The organism is Pseudomonas laurylsulfatiphila, from assembly GCF_002934665.1.
Classification (GTDB): domain Bacteria; phylum Pseudomonadota; class Gammaproteobacteria; order Pseudomonadales; family Pseudomonadaceae; genus Aquipseudomonas; species Aquipseudomonas laurylsulfatiphila.
The window spans coordinates 756,500-770,706 of sequence record NZ_NIRS01000001.1 but is presented as its reverse complement, the minus strand read 5'-3'; the positions used below and the strand labels follow the sequence as shown (position 1 = coordinate 770,706).

At 61.5% G+C, this 14,207-nt stretch carries 11 protein-coding genes; 9 read left to right on the top strand and 2 right to left on the bottom strand.

Going from position 1 to position 14,207, the window contains the following annotated elements:
- Nucleotides 1-170 precede the first annotated feature (170 nt).
- The 4 genes from fae (at nt 171) to CD175_RS03575 (ending at nt 4,686) form a co-directional block, all read left to right on the top strand.
- Entirely contained in the window at nt 171-683 is a 513-nt protein-coding gene (gene fae, locus CD175_RS03590) for a formaldehyde-activating enzyme (RefSeq protein WP_007984954.1), read from the top strand.
- Between the two features lie 10 nt (nt 684-693).
- On the top strand, nt 694-1,728 hold the full coding sequence (locus CD175_RS03585; RefSeq protein WP_104447693.1) for an aldo/keto reductase: 1,035 nt from the start codon (nt 694-696) through the stop codon (nt 1,726-1,728).
- Nucleotides 1,725-3,158 carry an NAD-dependent succinate-semialdehyde dehydrogenase gene (locus tag CD175_RS03580; RefSeq protein ID WP_104447692.1) on the top strand — a complete coding sequence of 478 codons (1,434 nt, stop codon included), beginning with the start codon at nt 1,725-1,727 and terminating at the stop codon, nt 3,156-3,158. Before CD175_RS03585 ends, CD175_RS03580 begins: the two co-directional genes overlap by 4 nt.
- Before the next feature lie 163 nt (nt 3,159-3,321).
- On the top strand, nt 3,322-4,686 hold the full coding sequence (locus CD175_RS03575; RefSeq protein ID WP_104447691.1) for an MFS transporter: 1,365 nt from the start codon (nt 3,322-3,324) through the stop codon (nt 4,684-4,686).
- Between the two features lie 100 nt (nt 4,687-4,786).
- Here the strand turns inward: CD175_RS03575 and CD175_RS03570 are convergent, their stop codons facing one another.
- Together CD175_RS03570 and CD175_RS03565 are read right to left on the bottom strand one after the other, a co-directional pair.
- Entirely contained in the window at nt 4,787-5,653 is an 867-nt protein-coding gene (locus CD175_RS03570; RefSeq protein WP_104447690.1) for a LysR substrate-binding domain-containing protein, read from the bottom strand.
- A gap of 201 nt (nt 5,654-5,854) precedes the next feature.
- On the bottom strand, nt 5,855-7,033 hold the full coding sequence (locus CD175_RS03565; RefSeq protein ID WP_104447689.1) for a hypothetical protein: 1,179 nt from the start codon (nt 7,031-7,033) through the stop codon (nt 5,855-5,857).
- A gap of 184 nt (nt 7,034-7,217) precedes the next feature.
- Between CD175_RS03565 and CD175_RS03560 the strand changes: the two genes are divergently transcribed.
- From CD175_RS03560 to CD175_RS03535, 5 genes are all read left to right on the top strand, one after another.
- Nucleotides 7,218-8,147 (top strand): LysR substrate-binding domain-containing protein, encoded by a 930-nt coding sequence (locus CD175_RS03560; protein ID WP_104447688.1) that lies wholly within the window; start codon nt 7,218-7,220, stop codon nt 8,145-8,147.
- A 209-nt stretch (nt 8,148-8,356) separates the two neighbouring features.
- Nucleotides 8,357-9,781 carry an aldehyde dehydrogenase gene (aldA, locus tag CD175_RS03550; RefSeq protein ID WP_104448072.1) on the top strand — a complete coding sequence of 475 codons (1,425 nt, stop codon included), beginning with the start codon at nt 8,357-8,359 and terminating at the stop codon, nt 9,779-9,781.
- Between the two features lie 85 nt (nt 9,782-9,866).
- Nucleotides 9,867-11,189 carry an MFS transporter gene (locus CD175_RS03545; RefSeq protein ID WP_104447687.1) on the top strand — a complete coding sequence of 441 codons (1,323 nt, stop codon included), beginning with the start codon at nt 9,867-9,869 and terminating at the stop codon, nt 11,187-11,189.
- Nucleotide 11,190: 1 nt separating this feature from the next.
- A complete protein-coding gene (locus tag CD175_RS03540; RefSeq protein WP_102701959.1) occupies nt 11,191-12,408 on the top strand; it encodes a mandelate racemase/muconate lactonizing enzyme family protein in 1,218 nt (405 codons plus the stop codon).
- Nucleotides 12,409-12,563: 155 nt separating this feature from the next.
- Nucleotides 12,564-14,174 carry a GMC family oxidoreductase gene (locus CD175_RS03535; protein WP_104447686.1) on the top strand — a complete coding sequence of 537 codons (1,611 nt, stop codon included), beginning with the start codon at nt 12,564-12,566 and terminating at the stop codon, nt 14,172-14,174.
- The last annotated feature ends 33 nt before the right edge of the window (nt 14,175-14,207 follow it).

The following is a 14,207-nucleotide window of genomic DNA, read 5'->3' as shown; positions in this document are numbered from 1 at the left end:
CAAACCAGCTCATCAACAACAAAAAAGAGCGTTTGCAACCATGACTCATCATCACTGCCGCGTCTTCGCCAGCGATCTGCTGCGCTCTTCGAGCCCAGACATCTGCCACGCCAGGCCTCGTGCTTGCGTGCGCTGCTGATCAACCAAAACTCCCTGAAGAGTAACGACTCATGAAAGAACTCGACCTGTACATCGGTGAAGGCTTCGAAGGCCCTGGCGTGAACGCCGCGCACATCAACATCCTGATCGGCCCGCGCAACGGCCCGGCAGGGCAGGCGTTCGCCAACAGCCTGGCGTCGCCAAGCCAGGGCCATTGCCCGTTCATGGTGATCGCCCAGCCGAACATCCCGGTCAAGCCGATGACCCTGTATGTGAACAAGGCCGCGATCGGCAGCGACCTGCACGGCAATGCGACCTGGGGCGCGTCCCAGGCCGGTATCGCCAAGGCGGTTCTGGAAGCGCTGCTCGACGGCACCCTGCCGCCGGAAGCCGAGGACGAGTGGGCCATCGTGACCGCCAACTGGGTCAACCCGGCCTGCGACGACCTCGATGCGGTGTACCTGAACAACTACAACGCCTGCCGCACCGCGATCCGTGCCGCCCTGACCGGCAAGCCGGAAACCGCACAGCTCAAGGATGTGGTCGATCACATCAGCAACCCTTTCTACACGCCAAAAGCCTGAGGTCCGCGCCATGCAATACATTCGTTTGGGCAACTCCGGCCTTGAAGTCTCCCGCCTGTGCCTGGGCACCATGAACATGGGCACCCCGGACTGGAAACCGTGGATCTTCGATGAGAAGAAAAGCGAACCGATCGTCAAGCACGCACTGGACAACGGCGTGAACTTCATCGACCTGGCGGACTTCTATTCCGCCGGTGTCGGCGAGGAAGTGGTGGGGCGCATCGTCAAGCGATTGGCCCGGCGCGAAGACCTGGTGATCACCACCAAGGTCGGCTACGGCACCCGCAGCGGTATCAATGCCAGCGGCCACTCGCGCAAGCACATCATGGACAGCATCGATGCTTCGCTCAAACGCCTGGACATGGATTACGTCGACGTCTTCATGCTGCACTACTTCGACGTCAACACCCCGGTCGAAGAAACCATGAGCGCGATGAATGACATCGTGCGTTCCGGCAAGGCCCGCTACATCGGCGTGTCGACCATGCTCACCGGGCAACTGGCAAAAATTCTCATGGCCTGCGAGCGCAATGGCTGGGTCAAGCCGATCAACATGCAGCTGCAACTGAACTGCGCCTACCGTGAAGAAGAACGCGAGATGATCCCGTTCTGCCGCGACCAGGGCCTCGGCGTCTCGGTGTTCAGCCCGTTGGCCCGTGGCTTGTTGACCGGCGACGCACAGTCGACCCGCAACCAGACGGACTTCTTCACCCAGCAGATGTACAGCGACGAAGCTTCGTTCGAAATCGCCCATTCGGTGCAGCGCGTGGCCCGTGCCCGTGGCGTGTCCAACGCGCAGATCGCCCAGGCGTGGGTGGCCAACCACCCAGGCGTGGATTGCATGCTGGTCGGCGCCGACACCACCGAGCAATTCGACAGTGCCCTGGCGGCCCTGGAGACCAGGCTCGACGCCGAAGAACTGCATGAACTGGAGCGCAACTACACGCCGTGCGACGTGATCAACGATTACACCGCCGGCAAGCGCATCCTGCGTACCGCCCGTCCGGGGCTGGAGCGCTTCAACCTGACCGAGGCCGTGGCATGAGCGCGTTGATTCGTCACGGCAATTTCATCGATGGCCAATGGTCCGGCGGCGGGCAGACTTACCCGGTGCTGAACCCGGCCAACGGCGAGCTGATCGCCGAGGTGCAAAAGGCCGGCGCTGAAGAGACCCGGTTAGCCATCGAAGCGGCCAACCGCGCCTTGCCGGCGTGGCGCAAGCTGACCGCCAAGGAGCGCAGCCAGCGCCTCAAGCGCTGGAGCGACTTGATGCTGGGCAACCAGAAGGAACTGGCCACGCTGCTCAGCCGCGAACAGGGCAAGCCATTGGCCGAAGCCATGGGCGAAGTCGTCTACGCCGCGAGCTTCCTGGAGTGGTTCGCGGAAGAAGCCAAGCGTGCCTACGGCGATGTGATCCCGAGCCACAAGGCCGATGCGCGGATCATTGTGGTCAAGGAGGCCATAGGCGTGGTCGCGGCGATCACGCCGTGGAATTTCCCCCTGGCCATGGTCACCCGCAAGGTTGGTCCGGCGCTGGCTGCCGGTTGCACGATGATCCTCAAGCCTTCGGAAGAAACCCCGCTGTCGGCCTTCGCCCTGGCGGTGCTGGCCGAGCAGGCCGGGATTCCGGCCGGTGTATTCAACGTCGTTTCCGGTGATGCCGTGGCGATCGGTGGCGCGCTGCAAGCGTCGAGCATCGTGCGCAAGCTGTCGTTCACCGGCTCGACCCGCACCGGCAAATTGCTGATGCGCCAGGCCGCCGACACTTTGAAAAAGGTCTCGCTGGAACTGGGTGGCAACGCGCCGTTCATTGTGTTCGACGACGCCGATCTGGACGCGGCGGTCAAAGGCGCGATGGCTTCGAAATTTCGCAACACCGGGCAGACCTGCGTTTGCGTGAACCGCTTCTTCATTCAGGACGGCGTGTATGAAGCCTTCACCGGCAAACTCGCCGAAGCCGTTGCAGCCATGCGCGTCGGCAGTGCGTTGGACGGTGAAACCGAACAAGGCCCGCTGATCAACGGCGCCGCACTGGCCAAGGTTGAGCTGCACGTGAGCGATGCGGTGGAGAAGGGCGCCAAGGTCCTGTGCGGCGGTCGTCGTCATGCCCTGGGCGGTACGTTCTATGAGCCGACGATTCTTGCCGAAGCCAGCAGCGACATGCTGATCGCCCAGGATGAAACCTTCGGACCGGTGGCTGCCTGCTTCCGTTTCAAGGATGAAGCCGAGGTGCTGCAAAAGGCCAACGACACGCCATTCGGTTTGTCCGCCTACTTCTACAGCCGCGACATCGGCCGCGTCTGGCGCATGGCCGAAGGCCTGGAAGCCGGCATGGTCGGGATCAACGAAGGAATCATTTCCACGGAAGTGGCGCCGTTCGGCGGCATCAAGGAATCGGGCCTGGGTCGCGAGGGTTCGAAGTACGGCCTGGATGACTACCTGGAAATCAAATACCTGTTGATGGGCGGTTTGTAATCCCCCAACACCCCTGTAGGAGCGAGCTTGCTCGCGATGGACGTCAACGATATCGCAGGGAGCCTGACACCCCGCAGAGTTCTCAAGTCCATCGCGAGCAAGCGCGCTCCTACAGGAGTTACACGCTTCATTTCTCCGTCAATAACAACAATTGGAGATTTACATGTCCGTACAACCGGTAAAAATCGACGACCTGCCCATCGGCCGCTTTCATATCAAGATTGCCGGCCTGACGTTTGGCGCACACTTCACCGACGGCTATATCCTCGGCCTGATCGGTATCGCATTCACCTTGCTGAGCCCGCAGATGCAGCTGGATGCATTCTGGCAGGGCCTGATCGGCGCTTCGGCCCTGATCGGCCTGTTTCTCGGCAGCCTGTTCTTCGGCTGGATTTCCGACAAGGTCGGCCGGCAGAAAATCTTCCTGGTCAGCTTCGTGCTGATCACCCTCGCCTCGGTCATGCAGTTCTACGTCGAGTCGGCCATGGCGCTGTTCCTGTGCCGGGTGCTGATCGGTATCGGCCTGGGCGGTGACTTCAGTGTCGGCCACGCCATGCTCGCCGAGTTTTCACCAAAGAAGCATCGCGGTGTGTTGCTCGGCTCGTTCAGCGTGATCTGGACCTTCGGCTATGTCGCCGCGACTTTCGTCGGCACCGCCATGCTCAGCCTCGGCGACGACGCCTGGCGCTGGATGCTGGCCTCGTCGGCGATCCCGGCGGCGATGATCCTGATCGCCCGCATCGGCACCCCGGAATCGCCGCGCTGGCTGGTCAATCAGGGCCGCATCGCCGAGGCCCGGGCCATCGTCAAGAAACACCTGGGCGAGCACGTCGAACTCGACGAAACCCCGTCGACCGAAACCCGTTCCGGCTACGCGGTGCTGTTCAGCCGTGAATACCGCAAGCGCACGGCGTTCAACTGCCTGTTCTTCGTGTGCATCGTGATGCCGTACTTCGCCATCTACACCTTCCTGCCGTCGATCCTGCAGAAGATGGGCCTGGCCGAAGGCTTCGGTACCGAACTGATGTTGAACATGCTGCTGATCCTCGGCGCACTGATCGGCATCTGGTGCACCATCAAGTTCACCCGGCGCGGGTTCCTGATCAACTCGTTCATCATTCTGGCGCTGGCGTTGTTCCTGCTGGCAGTATTGCCGGGCAGCGCGGCGTGGCTGATGGTGCTGGTGTTCGGCGTGTTCACCCTGGTGCTGTCGGCGGTGAGCAATCTGGTGGGCGTGTTCCCGGCCGAGAGCTTCCCGACCGAAGTGCGCGCCAGTGGTATCGGCCTGGCCACGGCGGTGAGTCGCCTGGGTTCGGCGATCAGCACTTTCCTGTTGCCGGTGAGCGTGGCGGGGATTGGCTTGAGCCCGACCATGGGCATTCTCGCGGCGATTCTGGCGCTGGGTGCCTTGCTGTCCTGGGCCTGGGCGCCGGAGACCAAGTCGCTGACCTTGAGCCAGGCGTGCAAGGCGCAGAGTCCGGTGGAGGAGAGCGTGGTGGTATCGGTGAAAGCCGCAACACCCATCTGACAGATTGGCACGCCCCCTGTAGGAGCTGCCGCAGGCTGCGATCTTTTGATTTTGATTTTTCAAAAAAACAAGATCAAAAGATCACAGCCTGCGGCAGCTCCTACACCAGTCCCAGCCACTCGGTAAACAACTGCACCTTCGACAAGCCCTGCTTGTCATTCGCCACATCCAGCCAATAGCCATAGGGCCCGACCACCTCCACCGGGGTGATCGGCAGCAGGCTGCCATTGGCCAGTTCCTTTTCGATCATCTGCCGGTCGATCACCGCCAGCCCGCCGCCCGCCAGTGCGGTGTGGATCACCTGGTCCAGGGTGCTGAATTCCAGCCCTTGCCCGGCATCGACATCCTCTCGGCCCATGGCCGCCAGCCAGTTCTCCCAGACCTTCAGGCGCTTGCCGTCGTGCAGGATATGCAGCAATGGAAACTGCCGCAGGTCCGGTGGCTGCTCGCCATTGAACAACTCCGGACTGGCCACGGCGATGTGCCGTTCCATCACCAGCAACCGACTGCTGCAATGGCTGGCGGCTTCGAGGCCGAAGCGGATATGGCAGTCGATTTCCGCAAGACTCTCGTGGCCCATCTGGTTGGTCACGCTCAGACTGATATCGGGGTAGCGCTGAACGAAGGCGCGCAGGTGTGCGGAAAGCCAGCGTGTGGCCCAGGTTGGCGGCGCGACGATGCGCAGGCGTTGGCGCAGATTGGGCACGCGCACCGCTTGCAGGGCGCGTTCGATGTGGTCGAAGGCTTGCGCCAGGTGCGGGGAGAGGGCGGTGCCGGTTTCGGTCAGGGTCAGGCCCTGGGGCGTGCGGACGAACAGCGCCACGCCAAGGTAGTCTTCCAGTTGTTTGATCTGCCGGCTGACGGCGCCCTGGGTGACGTTCAGTTCCAGGGCTGCCTGGCTGAAACTGCGATGCCGCGCGACCTCTTCGAAGACGCGCAGCATGTTGAGCGAGGGCAGTTGACGCATGGGAGGGGGCTCATTTCTGATGTGTTTTGTAGCGTCTATCTGACTATTGGCAATGAGCCGATGCAAGTGTTGTTTGGGCTGACGCCATCGCGGGCAAGCCCGCTCCCACAGGTTCTTTGGTGTGCACAGATTTTTTTGTACGACGCGGACATTGTGGGGCTTGCCCGCGAAGGCGTCCTCATGGACGCCAAAACCTCCGGATCAGAAGTAGTACCCGATGTTCATGTACAACTGATTCTCCCAATGACCCGTCCCACCCGCCCCAAGACTCTGGGTGTAGCTGCTGCCACCAATGTACGGATCGTTCTTGCCGAATATCCATTCCGTGGCGATCCACAATTTGCTGAACGAGAACGAAGTACCGAGGATCGCCCGCTCGGAGGTCTTGAAGTCATCGGCGGATTTGTCGAAGGCGCTGTAGTTGGCGTAGAGCTTGACCCCGCTGATCTGGTCGAACAGGTACTTGCCGGCCACGTCATAGCTGAGGTCCGCCACGTACAGGTTGCCGCGGCTGGCGACGTTGTAGGTGCCGTCGTAACCGCCGAAAGTCACCAGTTCATCGGTGCCGGGGTTGCGTGGAGACATCTGCTGGCGCGCTGCCTGCAACTGCACGCCCCAGGGGCCGTTCTTGCCCAGGTAGTGCAGTGCGACGGCATTGCGCCGGCCGTCTTTGTCGGTGTCGCGGTTTTGAATGTTCGACGTCAGGCCGGACAGGCCGACCTCGGATTTCCATGGTCCCAGGTCCAGCGCCCTGGCCACGCGCAGCACCACGGTGTGGCGTTCCTGGTTGTCGCTGCCGTCGGTCACGTAGCTGTCGGCTTCCGACACCACGCTGGAGTAGGTGACGCCGTTGCTGGTGCCCTTGCCTTGCCAGGCCGGACGCAGGTAGTAACCGGCCTGGACGTTCCAGTCGCCGCTTTGCTGGATGTACTTGGCGCCGACCTGCTGCACGTCTTCCAGGCCGATGACGTTGCCCAGGGTTTCGTAGAAGGTGCTGCCGAAGTATGGCTGCAGTCCGAACGGCACCGAGTTCAGGCCCACTTGCACCTGCTGGTCGGGGTTGAACCTGTAGCCGGCCCACGCGTACTTGGCGAACTGGATGTCGCCGTAGTTCCTGGTGTACTGGTAGGGATAGGAGCGGCCGTAGAAACGGTACTGGGCCTCACCGATCCAGGTGTCGGAGTTGTACTTGGCACTGAGGAATACGGTGTCCAGGCCGAATTTCTGGATATCGCGATCCGGGTCGTAGTCCCAACGGGCACGGACGGCGCCGCCAAGGTCGAGGTTGTCGGTGACTTGCACGGCCATGGCCGGGGCCGCAAAGGTGCAGAGTAGAGCGAGGTACAAAGGACTGAAGCGCAGGGAAACAGGGAAGGGCATGTGGCAGCTCTCGGTTATTTTTATTTGAGATGCCGGCCAGTCTTGCGATCTGAGCTGCGATGAACAAACGATTAAAAATCCGCTGAAACCTTCCTCGAACGCATGTTACTGAAAAAATCCTGTAGGACAATGCATCGCCGCCATGGGATCCTTGCGCCCTGTCACTGGTCCTTGAGAGCCTTTCATGAAACGCAAAATGCCCGGCCTGAATGCGCTCAAAGCGTTCGAAGTGGCCGGTAGCACAGGCAGCTTCACCCGCGCCGCCGAACTGCTCAACGTCACCCAGAGCGCGGTCAGTCGCCAGGTGCGGCAGCTGGAAGAGCAACTGGGTGAAAACCTGCTGAAGCGCCGTCACCATCACCTCGAACTGACCAGCGCCGGCCGGGTTTTGCTGCGGGCATTGCACCAATCCTTCGACAAGATAGAGCTGACGGTGCGCAGCATCCAGCAGAAATCCCATGCCAACCGCCTGCACATCAACGCGCCGCCGACCTTCACCAACCGCTGGCTGATGCCGCGCCTGGGGCGCCTGCGCGAGAAGCATCCAGAGCTGGAACTGAGCATCACCACGCGCCTGCAGGACAGCCTGGCGGAAACCAGCACGCTGGACTGCGCGATCCGGTTCGGCAACGGCGAATGGGACGGCCTGGACAGCTCGTTACTCTTCAAGGAGCGGCACATCGCGGTGTGCGCGCCATCGCTGTATGCGCGGGAGTGGAGCGAGCAGGGTATCGACTTCAATCGCCTGACGCTGCTGCATGTACTGGCCCGGGAAGACCAGCGCTACCTGACCTGGAAACACTGGCTGGACGCGGCGCGCATCAGCGGCGTCGACACCCAGGGCGGTTATGAATTCGACCTGCTCGACCTGGCGATCCGCGCGGCCATCGATGGTCTGGGCATCACCATCGCCGACTGGCACATGGTCGCGCCAGAGCTGGCCAGCGGGCAGCTGACCCAGGTGCTTAACGTGCATGTCGAAGGCCATCAGTCGTATTGGCTGGTGACCCGGCCGGAACAGTCACTGGCGCAGTTGCAGGTGTTCAGCCAGTGGTTGCAGGAAGAAATCTGGTTGGCGCAGAGGCAGCTCGAACCCTCCACCGCCGTCACCTGAACCCCCAACCCCCCCTGTAGGAGCTGCCGCAGGCTGCGATCTTTTGATCTTGCTTTTAAAAGCCAGGATCAAAAGATCGCAGCCTGCGGCAGCTCCTACAGGGTAACGTGCGTTTTTTGAATGTTATCTCGCTCAATAAATCGTTTGTCCAACTCGCGTCGGATGCCAAGACTGCTCGAACTGGATAAAAACAACGATGGGCGATGCACATGCGACTCGAGCGAAACTTTGTTAACGGGCAATTCAATGAGCCGGCCAGCGCTGCGCTGATCGCCGTCTACAATCCGGCCACCGAAGCGCTGATAGGCCACGTCTCGGCCGCCACCAGCGACGAAGCCACGGTTGCCGTCGAAGCGGCCGCAGCGGCGCAGAAAACCTGGGGCAAGCTGACCAGCATCGAGCGCGCCGAACACCTGCGCGCCTTCGCCGATGCCCTGGAAGCCTGCGCCGAGAACATTGGTGAAGCCCTGGCCGCCGAGTCCGGCAAAAGCGTGAGCGATGCCAGCAACGAAGCCCGTTACGCTGCGCAGATCACCCGTTATCACGCCGAATGGGCGCGCCGCATCGAAGGCGAGATCATTCCCAGCGACACACCGAACGAAAACCTCTTTCTGCATCGCGAGCCGATTGGCGTGGTCGCCTGCCTGATCCCGTTCAATTACCCGGTCTACACCCTGCTGCGCAAGATCGCCCCGGCGCTGATCGCCGGCAACACCGTGGTCGTACGCCCGAGCAACAACACGCCGACCTCGGCCTTCGAAATCGCCAAGGCTGTACAGCAATCCGGCATGCCGGCGGGCGTGATCAATATCCTGACCATGGATCACGCCACCGCCGCCACGGTTTGCACCCACAAAGCCGTGGGCCTGATCACCCTGACCGGCAGCGTCAACGCCGGGCGCATCGTGCTCGATTACTGCAAGGCCAACATCGCCAAGCCGTCCCTGGAACTGGGCGGCAAGACCCCGGCGATCATCGAGGCCGACGCCGATCTCGAAGCCGCCGCCACTGCAATCGTCGCCTCCAAGACCACCCACTGTGGCCAGTTGTGCACGGCGGTGGAGCGGGTCTATGTGCAGGAAAGCGTCTACGACCAATTCCTCGGCCTGTTGAAAGAGAAAATCAGTGCCGTGAAATTCGGCGACCGCGCCACCGATGCCAGCCTGATGGGGCCACTGGTCAACGCCAGTTCGCAGCAGAACATCCATGCCATGGTCGAGCGCGCCATCGCCGACGGCGCGGTGCTGGAAACCGGCGGCGTGCTGCCTGAAGGCAAGGGCCATTTCTATCCGCCGACCCTGCTCAGTGGCTGCCGCCAGGACATGGAAATCATCCAGGAAGAAATCTTCGGCCCGGTGCTGCCGGTGCTCAGGTACCGCGACATCGACGAAGCCCTGGCCATGGCCAACGACCATCAGTTCGGCCTGTCGTCGGTGCTGTACACCGAGAACTATCGCACCGCGCAGAAAGTCGCCAACGCCATCGAGGCCGGCGAGCTGTACGTCAATCGCACCCCGGCCGACCCGTACCAGGGCTTCCACGCCGGCTGGAAACGCTCGGGCCTGGGCGGCGATGACGGCAAGCACGGCATGCTCGAATTCACCCAGACCCGTCTGGTGGTGATGAAGTATTGATCCACTGGCAACACGCCTCACGCTGCACTTATAAAAACAATTATTCAGGGGCTCCCGGACACCGGGCTGCCCGAGGTTTCTCAAAATGTCCAAGCCTGCAACCACTGTTGCCGCTGTTCAGGGTTCGAACGCGGGTTCAAAAAGCCAAAGCGACAAGGGAAGTCGTTATTTCCAACTGATGCTGTTGGTGCTCGCCGCCGGTGCGATCTATCCGATCCTGTACCTGCGCCAGGTCTACCAGACCACCATGCTCGAAGTGTTCCAGATCAACCACAGCGAGCTGGGCTACCTGTACTCGATGCTCGGCACGATCTTTCTGCTCTCGTATTTGCCCAGCGGCTGGCTGGCGGATCGCATCGCACCGCGCTTCCTGATTTTCTTCTCGCTGGTGGCCACCGGCGCCCTGGGGCTGTGGTACTCCACCGCGCCGTCGATGACCGGTTTGATGATCATCTTCGGTTGCTGGGGCCTGACCACCGGTTTGACCTTCTGGGCCTCGGTGCTCAAGCGGGTGAAGATGATTGCTCATCACACCGAGCAGGGTCGGTTCTTCGGCATCCTCGACGGCGGTCGCGGTCTGGTGGAGGCCCTGCTGGCAACCGTCGCCCTGGCGCTGTTCGCCTTCGCCACCGAAACCCGTGGCGAGTCTGTGGCCGAAGGCTTCAAGCACGTGGTCTACCTGTATTCCTTCACCTGTATCGCCATCGGCTGCGTGCTGGTGCTGATCAAGGACCCGAAGGCCATGGAAGACACGCCGGCGGTGGAGAAGGGCAAGTTCAACCTGCTCAGCGACTTGACCACCTTGGTGAAAATTCCTGAACTGTGGCTGGTCACCGCCATTGTGTTCTGCGGTTACCACATCTTCTGGGCCACCTACAGTTTCTCCGATTACCTGCAGGGCGGCGGCATGACCGCGGTCATGGCCGGCACCATCACCACCATCAAGCTGTGGATGCGCCCCATCGGCGGCATCGGCGGTGGTTGGCTGGGTGACAAGTTCTCCAACATTTCGGTACTGGTCGTCGCGTTGTTCCTCGCTTCCCTGGCGATGATCGGCCTGATCGTGTTCCCGGCCCTCAACAGCCTCGGCCTGCTGATCGGCACGGTGATTTTCATCGGCCTGATGACCTACGCCATTCGCGGGCTGTACTGGGCGATCCTGGACACCTGCAACATTCCGCTGCGCATCACCGGCCTGGCCATCGGCATCGTCTCGGTAGTGGGTTACCTGCCGGATGCCTTCATTCCCTTGATCAACGGCTACCTCACCGAGCATTTCCCCGGTGCCTTTGGCTACAAGCTGTATTTCGGCTACATCGCGTTCGTCGGCCTGCTCGGGACCCTGGCGGCCCTCACGCTGCGTGCGCGCATCAATCGTAAATCCATGAATAAGAAGACAGGTGCCTGAGATGAAAATCGTCGCCCTTGAAACCCATATCGTTGCCGTTCCGCCACCGCACATCGGCGGGATGTACTGGCTGTTCGTCAAGATCAAGACCGACTGCGGCATCGAAGGCGTCGGCGAAATCTACGCCGCGACCTTCGGCCCCAAGGCCATGCTGCCGATCATCGAAGACGTGTTCGAACGCTACCTGCTGAACCAGGACCCGCACCACATCGAACGCTTTTTCCGTCAGGCCTATTCGAGCGGCTTCACCCAGCGCCCGGACCTGACCATGATGGGCGTGGTCAGCGGTCTGGAGATGGCCTGCTGGGACATCATCGGCAAGGCGGCGAACAAACCGGTCTACGAGTTGCTCGGGGGCAAGGTCCACGAAAAGCTGCGTTCCTACACCTACCTGTACCCGGTCAACAGCAAGGGCGAGTATGACTACGACGACCCGGACCTGGCCGCCGAGTGCGCCATCGAAAACATGAACAAAGGCTTCACCGCCGTGAAGTTCGACCCGGCCGGGCCGTACACCGCGTACTCCGGTCACCAGATCTCCCTGGAAGTGCTGGAGCGCTGCGAAACCTTCTGCCGCAAGATCCGCGAAGCGGTGGGCGACAAGTGCGACCTGCTGTTCGGCACCCACGGGCAGATGGTGCCGTCCTCGGCCATTCGCCTGGCCAAGCGCCTGGAGAAGTACGACCCGCTGTGGTTCGAAGAGCCGGTGCCGCCAGGCCAGGAAGATGCGATGGCGCAAGTCGCGGCCAAGACCAGCATCCCGATCGCCACCGGTGAACGCCTGACCACCAAGTACGAATTCTTCAAGCTGCTGCAGGCCGGCGGCGCGTCGATCCTGCAAATGAACGTCGCACGCTGCGGTGGTCTGCTGGAAGCGAAGAAGATCGCGAGCATGGCCGAGGCGTATTACGCGCAGATCGCCCCGCACCTCTACAACGGACCGATCGGCGCGGCGGCGAGTTTCCAGTTGGCGACCTGCACGCCGAACTTCCTGATCCAGGAAAGCATCATGACCTGGGGTGGTTTCCATGCCGAAGTCCTGACCAAACCCTTGCAGTGGGAGGACGGCTACATCATCCCGTCCACCGAGCCGGGGCTGGGCGTGGAGCTGAACATGGACGTGGTGCGCAAGCATTCGCCGTACACCGGTGAACGGTTGCACCTGCAAATGGCGCCGACTCCGGCGGATGTCAAAGACACTTCGCCGGCCAGGGGCTGACGGGAGAGGGCGCAATCCCCCTGTAGGAGCTGCCGCAGGCTGCGATCTTTTGATCTTGCTTTGAAAAATCAAAAGATCGCAGCCTCGTTGCACTCGACAGCTCCTACAGGGGGAGGCGCGGTTTTTTTGTACAACGACTTACGCGGTAACCGTGCATGACATACGACTACATCATCGCTGGCGCCGGCGCAGCAGGCTGCGTTCTGGCCAATCGCCTCTCGGCTTCCGGGAAACACACGGTGCTGCTGCTGGAAGCGGGCGGGAAAGACTCGTCCTTCTGGTTCAAGATCCCGGTCGGCTTCGCCAAAATGTATTACAACCCGACCTTCAACTGGATGTACTACAGCCGCCCGCAAAAGCAACTGAACAACCGTGAGATCTATGCCCCGCGCGGCAAGGTGCAGGGTGGTTCGGGCTCGATCAACGCGATGATCTACGTGCGTGGCCAGGCTCATGACTTCGATGACTGGGCGGCCAACGGCAACGACGGCTGGGGCTTCAAGGACGTGCTGCCGTACTTTCGCAAGCTGGAAAACCATCCGCTGGGTGACAGCGATTACCACGGTGGCAGCGGCCCGATCAGCATCACCCCGATGAAGGGCCAGACCCATCCGATCTGCGATGTGTTCCTCAAGGGCTGCGACGAACTGGGCTACCCCATCAGCGACGACTTCAACGGGCCGAAATTCGAAGGTGCGGGCATCTACGACGTCAACACCCGCGACGGCCAGCGCTGCTCCAGCAGCTTCGCCCATTTGCACCCGGCATTGAGCCGGCCGAACCTGACGGTCGAGCATTTTGCCCTGGTCGACCGGGTCCTGTTCGACGACCGGCAACGCGCTACCGGGGTCTCCATCACCCAGCACGGCGTGGTGCGCACCTTCAGAGCCAACAAGGAAGTAATCCTCTGCGCCGGTGCCGTGGACACGCCGAAGATCCTGCAACTGTCCGGCGTGGCCGATCAGGCGCTGCTGGCCAGACACAACATCCCGCTGGTCAAGCACCTGCCGGCGGTGGGGCAGAATCTGCAGGACCACCTGTGCGCCAGTTACTACTACAAGGCCAACATCCCGACGCTGAACGACCAGCTCAGTTCGCTGTTCGGCCAGTTCAAGCTAGGCCTGAAGTACCTGTTTACCCGCAAGGGCGCGCTGGCGATGAGCGTTAACCAGGCCGGCGGGTTCTTCCGTGGCGACGCGCAGCAGACCAACCCGAATTTGCAGCTGTACTTCAACCCGCTGTCGTATCAGATCCCGAAGAACAACAAGGCCAGTCTCAAGCCGGAGCCTTACTCAGGCTTCCTGCTGTGTTTCAACCCGTGCCGGCCGACCAGTCGCGGGCATATCGAAATCGCCTCGAAAAACCCGCGGGATGCGGCGCTGATCGACCCCAATTACCTGAGCACCCAGAAGGACATCGACGAGGTGATCCAGGGCAGTCGCCTGATGCGCAAGATCATGCAGGCGCCGGCGCTCAAGGGCATCACCGTCGAAGAGGTGTTGCCGGGACCGGTGGTCGAAACCGACGAGCAGATGCTGCAGTACTTCCGCGAAAACAGCGGCTCGATCTACCACTTGTGCGGTTCCTGCGCCATGGGCCAGGACGAGCAGAAGTCGGTGGTGGACAAGCGCCTCAAGGTCCACGGGCTGGACGGTTTGCGCATCGTCGATGCGTCGATATTCCCCAACGTGACGTCGGGCAACACCCACGCCGCTGTGTTGATGGTGGCGGAAAAGGGCGCCGACCTGATCCTGCAGGACGCGTGATGCCGGTCACCTGGCTGTATCAAAAATGAATTT

Bases quoted from the DNA above. Each gene is read 5' to 3' on its own strand.
- aldA (WP_104448072.1), top strand. From the start codon at position 8,357: ATGCGACTCGAGCGAAACTTTGTTAACGGGCAATTCAATGAGCCGGCC.
- CD175_RS03585 (WP_104447693.1), top strand. From the start codon at position 694: ATGCAATACATTCGTTTGGGCAACTCCGGCCTTGAAGTCTCCCGCCTG.
- CD175_RS03560 (WP_104447688.1), top strand. From the start codon at position 7,218: ATGAAACGCAAAATGCCCGGCCTGAATGCGCTCAAAGCGTTCGAAGTG.
- CD175_RS03540 (WP_102701959.1), top strand. From the start codon at position 11,191: ATGAAAATCGTCGCCCTTGAAACCCATATCGTTGCCGTTCCGCCACCG.
- CD175_RS03580 (WP_104447692.1), top strand. From the start codon at position 1,725: ATGAGCGCGTTGATTCGTCACGGCAATTTCATCGATGGCCAATGGTCC.
- CD175_RS03545 (WP_104447687.1), top strand. From the start codon at position 9,867: ATGTCCAAGCCTGCAACCACTGTTGCCGCTGTTCAGGGTTCGAACGCG.
- CD175_RS03565 (WP_104447689.1), bottom strand. From the start codon at position 7,033: ATGCCCTTCCCTGTTTCCCTGCGCTTCAGTCCTTTGTACCTCGCTCTA.
- CD175_RS03535 (WP_104447686.1), top strand. From the start codon at position 12,564: ATGACATACGACTACATCATCGCTGGCGCCGGCGCAGCAGGCTGCGTT.
- CD175_RS03575 (WP_104447691.1), top strand. From the start codon at position 3,322: ATGTCCGTACAACCGGTAAAAATCGACGACCTGCCCATCGGCCGCTTT.
- fae (WP_007984954.1), top strand. From the start codon at position 171: ATGAAAGAACTCGACCTGTACATCGGTGAAGGCTTCGAAGGCCCTGGC.
- CD175_RS03570 (WP_104447690.1), bottom strand. From the start codon at position 5,653: ATGCGTCAACTGCCCTCGCTCAACATGCTGCGCGTCTTCGAAGAGGTC.